Genomic DNA, 15582 nt, shown 5'->3' on the forward strand with positions numbered 1-15582 from the left:
TTTGGAGACCTTGGCCAGGTGAGTGAACCGAACCTGCGCGAACTGACCAGCGACCTCCTGCTGTTCCGCGGCATGCAGTGGATCGCGGGAGCCTCGGGCGACCCTTACGCGCTTCTGCTGAGGGCCGAGTCGGAGGATCCGGCGGAACTCGGCAGTCTCATCCGCGACAAGGGTGACCTCTACCAGAGCGACACCGGCGCCTGGGTCTGCGGCCGCTGGTCCGCCGCCCGGGAACTTCTCGACGACCCGCGCCTGGACCTGTGCCCGGCCGACGGCGGCACCCGCAGCGACGAGGACGGTTGGCAGCTCAAGCCGCTGTCCGCCATCCTCCCCCTGAACGGGGCCGCCCTCACCCTGCGGCGCGCCGACTACGAACGGCTGGGCACGCGGGACGCCTGGCCGTTCGGCGCCGCCGAGCCCGACGGCCGCCCCCTGGAGAACCTGGCCCACGACGTTCTGGAGCGGGTCGGCAGCGACTTCGACCTCATGGACCACTTCGCCCGCCCCGTCGCGGCAGCCGCCACCGCCGACCTCCTCGGCCTCTCGGAGGGGCCGGTCCGGGACGGCTACGCCGACCTCTGCACCAAGACCAGAGGCGCTCTCGACGCGATGCTCTGCCCACCGCTCCCCCGAGCCGCCCTCGACCTGCGGGCGGGCATCACCGACCTGCGGGACCTGCTCACCGCCCACGCCGCGACACGCCCCTCCCCGGCCGGCCCCGCCGAGAGGGTGGACCCCGTGGCGCTGGCCGTCCTGGTCGCCGCAGCGGGAACAGAACTCGGAGCTGGCCTGATCGGCTCCGCGGTCGCCTGCCTACTCGACCACTCGGACCAGTGGGGGCGGCTGCGGGACGACCCGTCCCTGGCAGCCGGGGCAGTGGCCGAGACCGAACGGTTCGCCCCGCCCTACCGCATGGAACGGTTCTACGCCGGGGAAGGCTTCGCTCCCGCCCGCTCGGACCTGAGCGGAGCGGGACCGGCCCCGGGAGACGAGGTCGTCGTCCTGTTCGACGCGGTGGGTCGCGACCCCGAGAGATTCGAGGCCCCTGACCGCTTCGACGTCACCCGCCCCTCCGTCGCCCCGACCGCCCTGTCGGCGTCCCCCCGCACCCGTGCGCTGGCTCCGTGGGTGCGCGCGCTGGCCTCCGCGGCCGTGGGTGTCCTCGCGGAACGCCTGCCCCGACTCCGCGCCGCCGGAGAGCGCCTCCACCATCTGAGATCGCCCGTCGTGCGATCGCTGTTCCGATTCCCGGTGGCGGCCTGGTGACTTTGCCGGAAGGAAGGGGAAGACGGTGGCTGACCGTTCCGACATCGTGGTCGTCGGCGGTGGTGTGCTCGGCACCATGCTGGCCCTGCACCTGGCCGAGGCCGGCGCGGGGACCGTGCGACTGATCGAACGCGACGGCCTGTTCGAGGGCACCAGCGCGGCAGGGGCGGGGTTCATCGCCGTGTGGGCGGCGTTGGCGGGAACAGCCTCCTCCGAGGAGGCGGCGGTCCAGCGCTACGGCCTGGACTTCTACCGCCGCCTGCATGAGGAGGAAGACGGCCAGTTCGGCTATCGGCGCAGTGGACTGCTGACCGTCACCTACCGCTCCGGCGATGCCGCGGAACGGACCGACGGCACCGTGCAGGCAAGCAGCGATCCGGCCGAGCCCGGGGACCGCCCAGTCGACCCCGCGGAGGCGGAACGGCTCACCGGCGGCACTGTCCGTGCCGACCACGTGGTCAGCGGCCACTGGCACCCGTCCGGAGCCCAGGTCCACGTACCGTCACTGGCCCCGGTCCTCGCGCGGCGCCTCCTCGCCCTAGGTGTCGCTGTCGACACGCGCAGACCGGTCACCGGGATCGTCGTCCGCGGGGACCGCGTCGTCGGCGTTGCCACCCCGACCGGCACCGTGGAGTGCGGAATCGTCGTCCTGGCAACGGGGGCCTGGAGCAACCGCCTGCTGCGCCCCCTCGGCCTCTTCCTGCCCTCGGCCCCCCAGCTCACCTCGCGTTTCACCACCGGCCCCCTCGGTATCCCGGCGAACCTTCCCGCGCTGATCCTGGAGTCCGACTCCCCGGGGGAGGGGACGATGCTCTGGGTACGCGAGCACGAGGGTGGCCTGGTGTGGGGAGGTCCCTATCCGGGCTATCCACGTGACCTGCTCGTGGACTCCGACGTCCCTGACCGATTCGACGAACTCCCCCTGGACGGGGTCGAGGACCTGAAACAGGCCAGCGCCCGCGTCTCCGCGTGCCTTCCCGCGCTGAGCCGTCCGACGAGCATCCGGCTCAAACACGGAGCGCCCTGCTATACGCCGGACATGCGCGCGCTGGTCGGCCCGGTCCCGGGAGCCGCCGGGCTCTACGCGCTCACCGGTGACAACGAACTCGGGGTCACCCACGCCCCGGGCTTCGCGAGGGTCATGGTCGACCTGCTCACGGGCGGCCACGGCGGACCGGCCTCCCCCGAAGCCTGGGCTCCGGAGCGATTCGCCGCAGGGCCGACCCGCGAGGCCGACGTGATCGCCGGCACCGAGGCACTCTACGACGAACTCACCGACACCGGCCCGGCACCGGCGTGATCCAGCGCACGCACAACCAGGAGAGTCCCCATGCGAGTCCTGTTCACGGCCTTCGCCGCGAGTACACACCTCTACCAGCAGATCACGCTGGCCTGGGCGTTCCAGTGCGCGGGGCACGAAGTCCGCATCGCCACACAGCCGGACATGGCCGAGGCGGTCAACCGGGCCGGACTGACCGTCATCCCCGTCGGCGCCCCCCTGCACATGGAGAACATGAAGGACGACTCCACGGTGGAGGACTCCGGGCTGGGAGCCGAGGAGCGTCCCGAGAACCTGCGTGAGGCCTCTGCGGAGAGCCTGAGCGGGCTCTTCTCCGTTGTCACTCCGTTCGCGCTGCGCAGCGTCTGCGACGACCAGACCGTGGACGACACCGTTTCCTTTGCCCGCTGGTGGCGTCCCGACCTGGTGTTGTGGGATCCGATGACCTTCTCCGGACCGATCGCCGCGCGGGCGTGCGGGGCGGTGAGCGGACGGCTACTGTTCTTCGGTCTCGACATCCTCGGCGCACAGCGCGCGGCCCACCTCGACCGACTCGCGCAGCGCCCCCCGGAGTTGCGTGACGATCCCCTCACCGACTGGCTCACCGCCCACCTCGACAGGATCGGAGCCCTCTTCCGGGAGGACGTGGTGGTCGGTGACTTCACCATCGACCCCGTTCCAGCCTGGCTGCACCACCCCGACATCCCGGTTCCGTCCCGCCGAGTCCCGATGCGCCCGGTACCCTACAACGGCCGCTCGCTACTGCCGGAGTGGCTGCACGCACTTCCCGAGCGCCCGCGGCTGTGCCTGACCCTGGGCCTGGGGCACCGTGAGATCCTGGGTGGGGACACGGCGACACCGGTGCAGGATCTCCTCACGGCCGCGGGAGAACTGGACATCGAGGTGGTCGCCACCCTCGACGCCGAACAGACGGCCCGGCTCGGCCCCCTCCCCGGCAACGTCCGCCTCGTTGACTTCGTGCCGTTGAACGCGCTCCTTCCCACCTGCTCCGGGGTCGTCCACCACGGCGGAGCGGGCTCCATGGCCGCTTCGGTGCTGTGCGGAGTGCCGCAGATGTTGTTCCCCTGCCTCATCTGGGACACCCGGCACAAGGCGGAGCGCCTGGAGGAACTCGGCGCCGGCATCCACATGCCGGCCGACCGCTCCCCCAGCGTCGACGAACTCGCGGGGTGGCTCGCCCGCCTGGTGGCGGATCCCGCGATGGCCAGTGCCGCGCGACGACTGCGGACCGAAACCCTGCGTATGCCGCCCCCCGATGCCGTCGTGTCCGAAATCGTCCAACTTATCCGAGGGCTGGACGGGGACCACAGCCCACACCGGTGACCACGCAGCGTCCCACCCGACAGCCCCCATTCCCAGAGCCGACGAGGAGGAGCGCAGCGGTGCCCACCGACCCGCAGACACTGCCGACCCCGGACTGGTTCGACCGGGCCAAGCTCGGCATCTTCGTGCACTGGACGGCCTCAGCCATCCCGGGCTACGCTCCGCTGCCCCAGTCGTCCGTGCTGGACCGCGACGCATCCGCGTCCTACGACCCCGAGGCCTTCGAGTTCGACCCCCAGGCGGACGTCCACGGACACGCCTGGCGGACCATGCCCGAGGCGGGGTTCTACCACCACATGATGAACGTTCCCGGCAGCGCGACCGCGCGCTACCACACCGAACACTATGGAAACCTCTCTTTCGCGGCTTTCGTGGAACGGTTCCGCACCCGGTCGGTCCCGTCCCTGCGTCCTGACCACTGGGCTGAACTGTTCGTCCGCTGCGGAGCCCGGTACGTGGTGCTGTGCACCAAGACGGAGGACGGTTTCCTGCTGTGGCCCAGCGGACACCCCAACCCCCACTGCCGGGGGTGGCAGTCCGACCGGGACGTGGTGGGCGAACTTGCCGACGCGGTACGTCGCAGGGGCATGCGTTTCGGCGCCTACTACAGCGGGGGCTGGGACTTCACGTTCGGACACGGAACGTCCCTGGCGGACATGATGCCCGGCGATCCCGCCTATCGCGGCTATGTCGAGGCTCACTGGCGGGAACTCGTCACACGCTACCGCCCCTCGGTCCTGTGGAACGACTACGGACAGTCCCCCGAGGGCCTCGACGTCGCGCACCTGTTCCGCTGGTACCGGGAACACGTCCCCGACGGCGTCGTCAACGACCGCTTCGACTTCACACAGGCCACCGGAGACCTGCACGCCGACTTCCGGACCCCCGAATACACGACCACCGGCACCCCCGAACGCAAGTGGGAGGCATGCCGCGGGCTGGGCTATGGGTTCGGCTACAACCGTCAGGAGAGCGAGAGCGACCTCATCAGCGCGACCGAACTGATCCACGTCTTCGCGGACATCGTTGCCCGCGGCGGCAACCTCCTGCTCGGAGTCGGTCCCACCGGTACCGGGGAGATCCCCTGGACACAGCAGCGGCGCCTACTCGAACTGGGCGAATGGGTGCGGACCAACGCCGACGCGATCTACGACACTCGGCCATGGACACGCACCGGCGGCGTCAACGACGAGGGACTCCACATCCGTTACACCACGGACGGCGATGCCGTGTACGCGATCGTGCTGGGCACCCCCCGCGGCGACTCGGTGGAACTCGACGTGGCCCTGACAGCCCGCGCTCAAGCGTCACTGCTGGGCACCAGCGGCCCACTCCCATGGAGCGGGTCGCCCAACGGGATCCGTATCCGACTGCCCGACCGGCTCGCCGAGCGGCCCGCCGCCGTGTTCCGACTGGAGCCGGCCGAGGCGGTCAGCGACCGCACACCGCGGGGACGGGGATGACACCCGCCCCACCGCCCCACTCCGATTCCGCCTCGAAGAGGAGTGGCACGGTACCGGACATCGCAAGGCCGCCTCGAAGCGCTCCCGGTCGGCCGTGCCCCGCCACGGCCGAACCCACTGCCAGGAACGGAACGGCACGGAGGAAACATTGTCCGAACAGGTTTCGACCCCCCTTTCACCCAGCGCCAACGCCCCGACTCCCGCCTCCCACGGCCCCGCCACGAGAGTCCTGGTGACCGGCGCAGCCGGCTTCATCGGTGCCACCTACGTCCGGATGCTGCTGGACGACATGCGGGCGGGCGGCCCGCAGGTCGACATCACCGTCCTGGACAAGCTGACCTACGCCGCCGACCCCAGCGGACTCGACCTGACCCACACCCGGCTGCGGTTCGTCCACGGCGACATATGTGACGCCGACCTCGTGGACGAGTTGGTGGCCGAGGCGGACCAGGTGGTGCACTTCGCGGCGGAGTCGCACGTCGACCGGTCGATCCTGGGCGCCGACGACTTCGTGACCACCAATGTGCTGGGCTCCCAGCGGCTGCTCGACGCCGCCCTGCGCCACGGGACCGAGCCGTTCGTCCACGTCTCCACCGACGAGGTCTACGGTCCGGTCCTCCAAGGAAGCCGCGACGAGGAGTCCGTGCTCGCCCCCACCTCCCCCTACGCCGCCTCGAAGGCGTCCTCCGATTTGGTCGCGTTGTCCTACCACCGCACCCACGGGCTCGACGTGCGGATCACCCGCGCGTCGAACAACTACGGTCCACGCCAGTTCCCGGAGAAGGTCATCCCGCTTTTCGTGACGCTCCTCCTCGACGGCCTCAGCGTCCCGCTGTACGGGGACGGCCGCAACTCCCGTGACTGGCTGCACGTGGAGGACCACTGCCGGGGAGTCGACCTCGTGCGCACCCGCGGCCGCCCCGGGGAGATCTACAACCTGGGCGGCGGCACCGAACTGACCAACCTCGAACTCACCGGACGCCTGCTGCGCCTCTGCGGCGCGGACCGGAGTGCGGTGCGGTACACCGCTGACCGCAAGGGCCACGACCTGCGCTACGCCATCGACTGCAGCAAAGCCGAGCGGGAACTCGGCTACCGGCCGCAGCGGGACCTGGAGGAGGGGCTTTTTGAGACCGTCGAGTGGTACCGCGACAACCGTGACTGGTGGGAGCCGCTGCGGGCACGCGTCCCGGTGACCGCACCCACGGCGACAGGCGGGCGGAGCCCCCGGTGAGATGGCTGGTGACAGGAGCGGGAGGGCTCCTGGGCAGGCACCTCACAAAGCGGTTGAACACTGATTCCGCGTTCGGGGACGAGGTCGTCGCCCTGCGGCGCGCCGAACTCGACATCACCGACCCGAACGCGGTAGCCGCCGCCTTCGAACACCACCGCCCCGACATCGTGGTCAACTGCGCCGCTTACACGCGGGTGGAGCAGGCCGAGGCCGAGGAGACCGAAGCGCTCCGGATCAACGGTGAAGGGCCACGGATCCTTGCCGCGGCCTGCGCCCGAAGCCGCGCCCGACTGCTTCATGTCTCGACCGACTACGTCTTCTCCGGGCGCGCCCGTACGCCGTATCCGGAAGGTCACCCGCCCGATCCCCAGACCGCCTACGGACGCAGCAAGCTCGCCGGGGAGCGAGCGGTCGCCTCCCTGCTTCCCGTGACCGGCACGGTGGTACGCACGGCCTGGCTGTACGGGACCCGGGGAAGGGGGTTCGTGAAAGCCATGGTCGACCGTGCGCTACACCATGACGAGGCCGTGGCAGTCGACGACCAGTGGGGCCAGCCGACGTGGGCCGACGACGCCGCGGGACTGCTTGTCGTACTCGGTCGGAGCGGTCGGGCACACGGAATCTTCCACGCCACCGATTCCGGCGCCGCGACCCGGCTCGAACTGGCCCGCGAGATCTTCCGGACCCTGGGCGCGGACCCGGGACTGGTCCGGCGGGCGGCCCCCGGAGCGTTCGTCGGACCGGCCCCGCGGGCCGACTACACCGTGCTCGGCCACGACCGCTGGTCGGAGATCGGCGCGCCGCCCCCGCGTCCGTGGAAGCAGGCACTCCACCAGGCCCTGTCGGAGATGTTCCCGGAGCGGGTCGCCTCCGCAAAGCGATGAGCGCCCTCCCGTGCCCACGGGCCCGCTCCCCGGGGGCAGCGCGGACATGTGCCACGAGGAAGCGGCCCCGTACTTCTTCTCCGGGTCGGGGAAACAGCGGGCCGCCGACACGCCCCTGCCAGGGTGGCGCCGCGCGGCAGACCGGGCGCCGTCACCGGGCGGGACCGCGCCCCCTCAGGCGCCCTCCTGCTCCTGTTCGACCCGGCGGTTCCACTCGCGCTTGGTGGACTGCCAGCCGTCCTCGTTCAGGCCCAGCCGCCAGTAGCCGGAGATGGACAGGTCCTCGCGGGGCACGCCGCGCTCCTTGCGCAGCAGGGCCCGCAGTTCCTTGACGAAGCCCGCCTCGCCGTGCACGAACGCGTGCACCCGGCCCGGCGGGAACTCCAGGCCGCCGACCGCGCGCACCAGGGCCTCGCCGACCCGGGCGCCGCCCCGGTGCAGCCAGGTGACGGACGCGTCGGCGGCGGTCTCCAGCTTCTGCTCCTCCTCCGGACCGCTGACCTCCAGGAACACGTGGGCGAGCGCGCCGTAGGGCAGCCGCTCCAGGGAGGCCGCGACGGCGGGCAGCGCGCTCTCGTCACCGACCAGCAGGTGCCAGTCCGCGTCCGGGTCGGGCGCGTAGCCGCCGCCGGGACCGGCGAAGCACACCTGCTCACCGACCTGGACCCGGGCGGCCCACGGCCCGGCGATCCCCTCGGGGCCGTGGTGGACGACGTCCAGGGTCAGCTCCCGCCGCTCGGCGTCCCAGCGGCGCACGGTGTAGGTGCGCATGGCGGGCCACAGTTCGCGCGGCAGTTCCTCACGGACCTTCTGCAGGTCGAAGGGGACCCGGTAGGGGGCGTTCTCGGGCGGGAACAGCAGTTTGACGTAGTGGTCGGTGTACTGGCCCGCGGTGAAGTCGGCCAGTCCGGGGCCGCCCAGCACCACGCGGACCATGTGGGGGGTGAGCCGTTCGACTCGCTGCACCCGCGCGCACGTGACCCGCGGATTCCTACGTGCGGGACGTTCGGTCATGGGATCTTCCCTCCTCCCTGGACGCCGGTGACGGCGTCCCCCACAGACGGTGCGGGGTCCCCGGCCGGACGCTGTGGGCCGTCCGGCCCGTACGGACCTGATCGTACGGGCCAGGTGCGGCCCCGCTCGACGGCGGGACCACTCGCGGACCGCTTCGGCGACGCACCATATCCCCACGGCGGGAGCGCGCACTCCCGGCCGTGGCCGGGGGAACGCCGCGCGTGGAACTGCGGCCGCGCGCACCGGACGCTACCGGCTCTTCCCGCCGTGGACGACGTCGACCACGTACTCGGCGATGGCCAGGCACGACGTCGCCGCGGGCGAGGGCGCGTTGCGGACCGCGGTGACGCGGCCCAGCCGGTGGACGCGGAAGTCGTCGACGAGGCTGCCGTCGCGGTCGAGCGCCTGGGCGCGCACGCCCGACCCGCCGCGCACGACGTCGCCGGGGCCGATCTCGGGCACGTACCGCTGCGCGGCCCTCATGTAGGCGCGTTTGGACAGCGACCCGTACACCTCCTTGACCCCGGTGGCCCAGTGCCGGAACGCCATGGCCCAGGAGCCCGGCCAGGAGGCGGTGCCGACCAGGTCGGCCAGGTTGACGTCGAAGAACCGGTAGCCCTCGCGGGCGAACGCGAGCACGGCGTTGGGGCCGACCTCCACGTCTCCGGAGACGCGGCGGGTGAAGTGCACGCCGAGGAACGGGTACCGGGGGTCGGGCACCGGGTAGACGAGTCCCCGCACCAGGTGCGCCTTCTCCGGGCGGACCAGCATGTACTCGCCCCGGAACGGGACGATCCGGGGAGCGGCCCCGTCCCCGGCAAGGCGGGCGACCCGGTCGGTGTGCAGCCCGGCGCAGACGACGAGGCGGTCCACCCGCACCCGCTGTCCGCCGGCGACGACCTCGACCGAGTCGCCGGCCTCCGCGATCCGGGTGACCGGCGCGTCGAACCGGATCTCCCCGCCCGCCGCGGCGATGTCGGCGGCGAAGGACTCGCAGATGCGCGGGTAGTCGGTGATGGCCGTGTGCGGCGAGTGCAGGGCGGCCAGGCCCGCGGCGTGCGGTTCGATGCCGCGGATCTCGGCGGGGCCGACGCGGCGCAGCCCCGGCACGGCGTTGCGGTCGGCCCTGGCGTAGAGGTTGTCGAGCCGTTCGACGTCCTCGGGGGTGAGGGCGACGACGAGTTTGCCGCACTCCTCGTAGGGCAGGCCGCGGTCGGTGCAGTACTCGCGCAGCATCTCCCGGCCGCGCGTGCACAACCGGGCTTTGAGGCTGCCGGGCCGGTAGTAGAGGCCCGCGTGCACGACCCCGGAGTTGTGGCCGGTCTGGTGCGCGGCCACGCGGTTCTCCTTCTCCAGCACCACCACGCGCGTCCCCGGCCGCCTGCGGGTGATCTCCCGGCCGACCGCGAGCCCGACGATGCCGGCACCGACCACGCCCACCACCTCGTCAGCCATTCCAGTCCCCCGTTCCCGGTTCGGTGTGCGCACGACGGCCGTCATGCACCGTAGTCGATCGCGGCGGTCCTGACGCGGGTGGAGAGGCGCGGCGCCTCCGCCCTCCCCTTCCTTGAAGGGCGAGCCCGAATCGCGGAGCCGCCGAAGGGATGGTGCACGTCCCGGCGGCCCGTGGCGGTGGTGACGGCGACCTGGCCGTACTCGACCGCGTCGACGAACTGGTGGGCGGTGCGGCGCTGCCCGGCCCACTCGAAGGCCGCGGCGCAGATCTCCTTGACCCGCTCGACAGCCAGGGCGGGAACCCGTGCGACGGGCCCGTCCGCGTCGGTGGACGTGTCCGACCCCACCGACGCGGACGAGGACATCCGTCGCTCGCGCCCCGCGCACCGCTGGGGACCGCCTCGGCGTGGTGGAGCCGGCGTGATCCGCCAGAGGCTGAGGGGGGACACCCGTGCTGTACGCCGTGGTGGCCTCGCTACCGGTGCGAGCCGCGGGACACCGGGCCGGTGCGCGGGGCGCTGCCGGGAATGCGCGGGCCCGCCCGGTGCACGCCGACGCCGCCGAGCACATCGGAGGCACGGTCCGCCCCGGCCGTCCGGGGCGGAGCGGTGGTCCCGCGGGCGGGTCAGGAGTCGACCACCTGCGTGTTCTGGCCGGCGACCAGGCGCCACCGGCCGTCCTCCTTCGCCATGACGTACAGCGGGCTGCCCTCCTTGCCAGCCTGCTGACCGTCGGGGGCCAGGTACCGCTGGCGCACCTTGACCGCCGCGACGTCGGGCCGGATGAACAGTACGTGCTCCACCTCGTAGGTGGCCGTCAGGTCCCCCATCGCGCCGGGCAGCACCCGCCGGGTGAACTCCGCGATCTCGTCGCGGCCGGTCAGGCGCCTGCCGTGGGCCGTCGTCCAGATCGCGTCGTGCCGGAACAGGCCGACGAACTCGTCGGGGAGCTCGTTCTGCTGGGAGTGCTCGACCGTGGCGACCACCTGCCTGATCGCCTCGGTCTCGGTCTGGCGTGCGTCTTCGTCGACATGCGCTGCGTCATTGCGTTGCGTCATGCGGACCAACGTAGGACCTCGGCTTTGCTTGAGGTCAAGCCGTCCGCGGAGCGGCGCGGCGCACGCCGCCCGGGCGCGAACGGACCGGCCAAGGGCTCCGGACTCGGAGGGCGTGCCGCTCCCCGCACGTCCGGGGCCCGGCGCGCCGTATCCGGGGAAGGGGCGGCCGACGAGGTGCTGGGCGTCCTACAGTTCGCCGCCCCGGCACCCGCGGGGACGGTCCCCGCGTGGACCAGCGTGCGGTGCTGCCCGTCCTCCTCGTTGTCGCCCCCGGCGCTCGGCGGCCGCGCGGACGGCCGCTTCCGCGTCCGTTCCACGATGTCGGCGACGCCCCGCCGCGAATCCTGCGGGTCCACGCCCCGCCCACGGAGACGGGGATCACCGTGGAGCACCTCTGCGCCGGGGACCGGAGGGTCCGGGACCTCCCCTCTCCCGGTCAAAGCGGCGTTCGGTCAAAAGCCGGGCCTTTCCGCGAGCCGCGGGGCCGGGAAAAGCCCGTGGCGAACGGGCTCCGCCGCCGTAGGCTGGCGGTCGGACAAACGGAGCCCTCATGGTCAGCCTCCCCGCCGTACTCGGCATCGCGTTCGTCGCCCTGGTCATGGTGCTCCCCCGGGGCCCAACATGGTCTACCTGGTGTCCCGGCCGATCACGCAGGGGCCGCGCGCGGGGCTGGTCTCGCTGCTGGGGGTGGCCGCCGGTTTCCTCGTCTACCTGGGCGCCGCCACGGCCGGGCTGCTCGCGGTGTTCACCCTGGTCCCCGCCGCCTCCACGGCGCTGAAGCTCGCCGGGGCTGCTGTCTGCTTCTCTGGCCTGGCAGGCGCTCCCGGGCCGCTGCCGGCGGAGCCGCCCCGCGGGCTGTCCGCCATGGGCCTGGCCACCAGTCCGCTCACCCCAAGACCGCGGTCCTGCACGTCTCGCTGCCGCCCCAGTCCGTCGACCCGGCCCTGGGCAGCGCCGCCACGCAGAGCCTGCTCCTCGGGCCGGCGCAGATCCGCGTGGCCGTCCCCGGCAACGCGGCCATCGCCCGCTTCCTCGCCGGGCGTCCGGTGTGGCTGCGCGTGCGGCAGGCGTTCACGGCGACCGTCCTGGGTGCTCCGGCGGTCCGGATGTTCACCGACCGCTCCGCGGCCCCGGCCGCGGGCTGACCGGGGCCCGCCCGCTCAGTCCGTGGCGCCGACACCCCGCCCGGCGGCCCGCCGCGGGGCCGCCCGCCGGGCGAGCAGGCCGTGGCGGGGGGCCAGCAGGTAGGCGGCGGTGAAGGCCAGCGCCTGGACCAGGACGATCATGCCGCCGGGGGCCACGTCCAGCAGGAAGCTGGCGTAGACGCCCACGACCGAGGCGGTCACCGACACCGCCACCGCGATGAGGACCATCCGCTCGAAGCGGTCGGTGAGCAGGTAGGCGGTGGCGCCGGGGATGATCAGCATCGCGACCACCATGATGATGCCGAGCACCTGCAACGCGATGACCACCGTCACCGCCAGCAGGCCCAGCAGCAGCGTCTCCAGGCGGCGCGGGCGCAGCCCGATGGCGTGCGCGTGGGTGGGGTCGAAGGCGTACAGGGTCAGGTCGCGGTGCTTGAACGCCACCACCGTCAGCGCCACCACGGTCATCACCACGATCTGCACGATCTCGGTGTCGCTGACGCCCAGCGGGTCGCCGAACAGGATGTGCCGCAGGTCGGTGTCGCTGGAGATCCGGGAGATCACCACGATGCCCAGCGCGAACATCGCGGTGAACACGATGCCGATCGCGGCGTCCTCCTTGACCCGGGAGGTGCGGTTGACCGCGCCGATCAGCGCCACCGACCCCACGCCGAACACCAGCGCCCCCACCGCGAAGGGCAGTCCCAACAGGTAGGACAGGACCACGCCGGGCAGCACCGCGTGGGAGACGGCGTCGCCCATCAGCGACCAGCCGATCAGTGTCACCCAGCACGACAGCACCGCGCACACCGCGCCGGCCAGCACGCTGACCAGCAGCGCCCGCTGCATGAACTCGAAGGTGAAGGGGATGACGAGCCAGTCGACGAGCGTCATGCGGTCTCCTCCAGGCCGAACGCGCGCAGCAGCATCTCGGGGGCGAGGACCTCCTCGGGAGGGCCGTGCGCCACGACGCGCCGGTGCAGCAGCACCGCCTCGTCGCACAGCTCGCCCACTCCGGCCAGGTCGTGGGTGGACACCAGCAGGGTGGCTCCGGCGGCGCGCATCTCGCGCAGCACCTGGATGATGGTGCGCTCGGAGGGCTTGTCCACCCCCGCGAACGGCTCGTCCAGCAGGAACACGCTGGCCCCCTGGGCGATGCCGCGGGCCACGAACGCGCGTTTGCGCTGGCCGCCGGAGAGCGCGCCGATCTGCCGGTGGGCCAGGTCGCTCAGCCCCGTGCGTTCCAGGGCCTCGGCCACCGCCTCGTGGTCGGCTCTGCGGGGGCGGCGGGTGGGGCCCATGTGGCCGTAGCGTCCCATCATCACCACGTCGACCACCCGCACCGGGAAGGCCCAGTCCACCTGTTCGGACTGGGGGACGTAGCCCAGCAGCCCGCGTCTGCGGGCCCGCTCCGGGGGCAGCCCGTGGATGCGCACGCTCCCCCTCTGCGGGATGACCAGCTCGGCGATAGTCTTGAACAGGGTGGACTTGCCCGAGCCGTTGGCGCCCAGCAGGCCGCACACCACGCCGTGGCCGACCTCCAGGGTGACGTCGTCGAGCGCCAGGACGTCGCCGTAGCGCACGGTGACGCCGTGCACCTGGATCGCGGGGGCGGTCACGGGCGGTCCCCCTCTCCGGTGAGTCCGGCGACGATGGCCCGGGCGTCGTGGCGCAGCAGGTCCAGGTAGGTGGGGACCGGGCCGTCGGCGTCGGACAGCGAGTCCACGTACAGGGCCTCGCCCAGGACCGCTCCGGTCTCGCGGGCCACCTGGCGCTGGGCGTCGTCGTTGACGGTGCTCTCGCAGAAGACGGCGGGGACCTCGTGCTCGCGGACGAACTCCACCACCGAGGCGATCTGCTGCGGGGTGCCCTCGCCGTCGGAGTTCATCGGCCACAGGTACTTCTCGGTCAGCCCGGTGTCGCGGGCCAGGTAGGAGAAGGCGCCCTCGCAGGTGACCAGGACCCGCTGGTGCTCGGGCAGGGTGGCCAGTTCGGTGCGCAGGAACTCGCCGATCTCGGTGATCTCGGCCCGGTAGGCCTCGGCGTTGGCCGCGTAGTCGGCGGCGTGGTCGGGGTCGAGGTCGCTGAGCGCCGCACGGATGTTGTCGACGTAGACCAGGGCCTCGTCGGGGGACATCCAGGCGTGCGGGTTGGGTTTTCCCGCATACCCGCCAGAAGCCACCGGGATGGTCTCCACCCCCTCGGTGACCACCCGGGTGGGGACGTCCAGGGGGTCGGTGAACTGCCGGAACCACAGTTCCAGGTTCATGCCGTTGGCGAGGACGAGGTCGGCGGCCTGGGCGCGGACCAGGTCGCTGGGGGTGGGATCGTACTCGTGGATCTCGGCGCCGACCCTGGTGATGGACTCCACGCGGACGTGGTCGCCGGCGACGTTGCGGACCATGTCGGCCAGGACGGTGAAGGTGGTGAGCACCACGGGACGGCCGTCGTCGACCTGCTCGGCGGTGGAGAGGCCGCACGCGGTGAGGGCGCAGAGCAGGACTCCGGCCACCACCGATCTGAAGGCTCGGCGATCTTCAAAGTTGGTCACGCCTAACTTTTACCACCGGAGCGGCCCGTCAATCGCATCCGGGCCGGGTATCGGGGCGGGGGAGGCGTGCGGTGTCAGTGGTCGGCGGCGATCCACAGGGCCTCGGCCACGCCGACGCCGATGGAGCGCTCGTCCTGCCCGTTCTCGCTGTCCAGGCGCACCACGAGGGGGCCGCCGAAGGGCTGGCGTTCCACGAGTTCGACGCGCATGCCGATGCTGATCTGCTGGCTGGCCAGGTAGCGCAGCAGGGCGGGGTCGGAGTCGTTGACGCGCACGATGACGCCTCCGCTGCCGGGTTCCAGCCGGGCCAGCAGGCGGGTCTCGCGGGTGAGGATGCGGCCGTCGCTGGTGGGGATGGGGTCGCCGTGCGGGTCGACGGTGGGGTGTCCCAGGTGTTCGGCGATGCGCTCCACGAAGCGGTCGGAGACGACGTGTTCGAGGACCTCGGCCTCGTCGTGGACCTCGTCCCAGGAGTATCCGAGCGCCTCGACCAGGTACAGTTCGATCAGCCGGTGGCGGCGCAGCACGGCCAGGGCGACCTTGTCCCCGGTGGGGGTCAGGCGCACGTCGCCGTAGCGCTGGTGGTCGACCAGTCCCAGCTCACCGAGTTTGCGCAGCATGCCCGAGACCGAGGAGTTGGAGATCGCCAGCCGTTCGGCGACCCGGGAGATGGTGACCGGGCCGCTTCCGCGCTCCTGCAGGTCGTAGATGACCTTGACATAGTCCTCGACCGACGTCGACGGCCGATTCGCAACAGTCGCCATACGATCACGCTATCGCGTTCCCCCTGGAAAGTCCGGGGTTCGTTGCCACGCGGGGGCCCCACGGGGCCCATCCGGCCGCTGAACCGGTTTGGTTAATTTTTCCACCACCTCTCCCCCGCCACCCCG

The 15582-nt window shown here is 72.0% G+C and carries 15 protein-coding genes and 1 pseudogene; 8 read left to right on the top strand and 8 right to left on the bottom strand.

Going from position 1 to position 15582, the window contains the following annotated elements; translation table 11 throughout:
* The first annotated feature begins 18 nt into the window (after positions 1–18).
* The 6 genes from FOF52_RS07605 (at position 19) to rfbD (ending at position 7470) form a co-directional block, all read left to right on the top strand.
* Positions 19–1266 carry a cytochrome P450 family protein gene (locus FOF52_RS07605; RefSeq protein ID WP_248593122.1) on the top strand — a complete coding sequence of 416 codons (1248 nt, stop codon included), beginning with the start codon at positions 19–21 and terminating at the stop codon, positions 1264–1266.
* A 25-nt stretch (positions 1267–1291) separates the two neighbouring features.
* Positions 1292–2566: an NAD(P)/FAD-dependent oxidoreductase gene (locus FOF52_RS07610; RefSeq protein ID WP_248593123.1), complete on the top strand. Its 1275-nt coding sequence runs from the start codon at positions 1292–1294 to the stop codon at positions 2564–2566.
* Positions 2567–2596: 30 nt separating this feature from the next.
* Positions 2597–3889: an activator-dependent family glycosyltransferase gene (locus tag FOF52_RS07615; RefSeq protein ID WP_248593124.1), complete on the top strand. Its 1293-nt coding sequence runs from the start codon at positions 2597–2599 to the stop codon at positions 3887–3889.
* 59 nt (positions 3890–3948) lie between these two features.
* On the top strand, positions 3949–5352 hold the full coding sequence (locus FOF52_RS07620; RefSeq protein WP_248593125.1) for an alpha-L-fucosidase: 1404 nt from the start codon (positions 3949–3951) through the stop codon (positions 5350–5352).
* 232 nt (positions 5353–5584) lie between these two features.
* Positions 5585–6586 (top strand): dTDP-glucose 4,6-dehydratase, encoded by a 1002-nt coding sequence (gene rfbB, locus FOF52_RS07625; protein WP_248593126.1) that lies wholly within the window; start codon positions 5585–5587, stop codon positions 6584–6586.
* An 8-nt stretch (positions 6587–6594) separates the two neighbouring features.
* Positions 6595–7470 (top strand): dTDP-4-dehydrorhamnose reductase, encoded by an 876-nt coding sequence (rfbD, locus tag FOF52_RS07630; RefSeq protein WP_282574047.1) that lies wholly within the window; start codon positions 6595–6597, stop codon positions 7468–7470.
* 174 nt (positions 7471–7644) lie between these two features.
* Here the strand turns inward: rfbD and FOF52_RS07635 are convergent, their stop codons facing one another.
* The 4 genes from FOF52_RS07635 to FOF52_RS07650 all read right to left on the bottom strand — a co-directional run bounded on the left by FOF52_RS07635 (position 7645) and on the right by FOF52_RS07650 (position 10996).
* Positions 7645–8484: a siderophore-interacting protein gene (locus FOF52_RS07635; protein ID WP_248593128.1), complete on the bottom strand. Its 840-nt coding sequence runs from the start codon at positions 8482–8484 to the stop codon at positions 7645–7647.
* Between the two features lie 249 nt (positions 8485–8733).
* Positions 8734–9939, bottom strand: coding sequence for an L-2-hydroxyglutarate oxidase (lhgO, locus tag FOF52_RS07640; protein WP_248593129.1), 1206 nt, complete (start codon positions 9937–9939; stop codon positions 8734–8736).
* Between the two features lie 41 nt (positions 9940–9980).
* Entirely contained in the window at positions 9981–10286 is a 306-nt protein-coding gene (locus FOF52_RS07645; RefSeq protein WP_248593130.1) for an aldehyde dehydrogenase family protein, read from the bottom strand.
* 278 nt (positions 10287–10564) lie between these two features.
* Positions 10565–10996 carry an SgcJ/EcaC family oxidoreductase gene (locus FOF52_RS07650; protein ID WP_248593131.1) on the bottom strand — a complete coding sequence of 144 codons (432 nt, stop codon included), beginning with the start codon at positions 10994–10996 and terminating at the stop codon, positions 10565–10567.
* A gap of 621 nt (positions 10997–11617) precedes the next feature.
* Between FOF52_RS07650 and FOF52_RS22150 the strand changes: the two are divergent.
* A pseudogene (locus FOF52_RS22150) lies at positions 11618–11734 on the top strand (LysE family translocator); the annotation flags it as partial.
* Between the two features lie 257 nt (positions 11735–11991).
* Positions 11992–12141 carry a hypothetical protein gene (locus FOF52_RS07655; protein ID WP_248593132.1) on the top strand — a complete coding sequence of 50 codons (150 nt, stop codon included), beginning with the start codon at positions 11992–11994 and terminating at the stop codon, positions 12139–12141.
* Between the two features lie 15 nt (positions 12142–12156).
* Here FOF52_RS07655 and FOF52_RS07660 read toward each other — a convergent pair whose 3' ends face one another.
* From FOF52_RS07660 to FOF52_RS07675, 4 genes are all read right to left on the bottom strand, one after another.
* Positions 12157–13035, bottom strand: coding sequence for a metal ABC transporter permease (locus tag FOF52_RS07660; RefSeq protein WP_248593133.1), 879 nt, complete (start codon positions 13033–13035; stop codon positions 12157–12159).
* Entirely contained in the window at positions 13032–13760 is a 729-nt protein-coding gene (locus FOF52_RS07665; RefSeq protein WP_248593134.1) for a metal ABC transporter ATP-binding protein, read from the bottom strand. Before FOF52_RS07665 ends, FOF52_RS07660 begins: the two co-directional genes overlap by 4 nt.
* A complete protein-coding gene (locus tag FOF52_RS07670; RefSeq protein WP_248593135.1) occupies positions 13757–14692 on the bottom strand; it encodes a metal ABC transporter substrate-binding protein in 936 nt (311 codons plus the stop codon). Before FOF52_RS07670 ends, FOF52_RS07665 begins: the two co-directional genes overlap by 4 nt.
* Positions 14693–14766: 74 nt before the next feature.
* Positions 14767–15456, bottom strand: a complete 690-nt coding sequence (locus tag FOF52_RS07675) for a metal-dependent transcriptional regulator (protein ID WP_248593136.1) — start codon at positions 15454–15456, stop codon at positions 14767–14769.
* Positions 15457–15582 lie beyond the last annotated feature (126 nt).

It is taken from the genome of Thermobifida alba, assembly GCF_023208015.1.
GTDB classification, from domain to species: Bacteria; Actinomycetota; Actinomycetes; order Streptosporangiales; family Streptosporangiaceae; genus Thermobifida; species Thermobifida alba.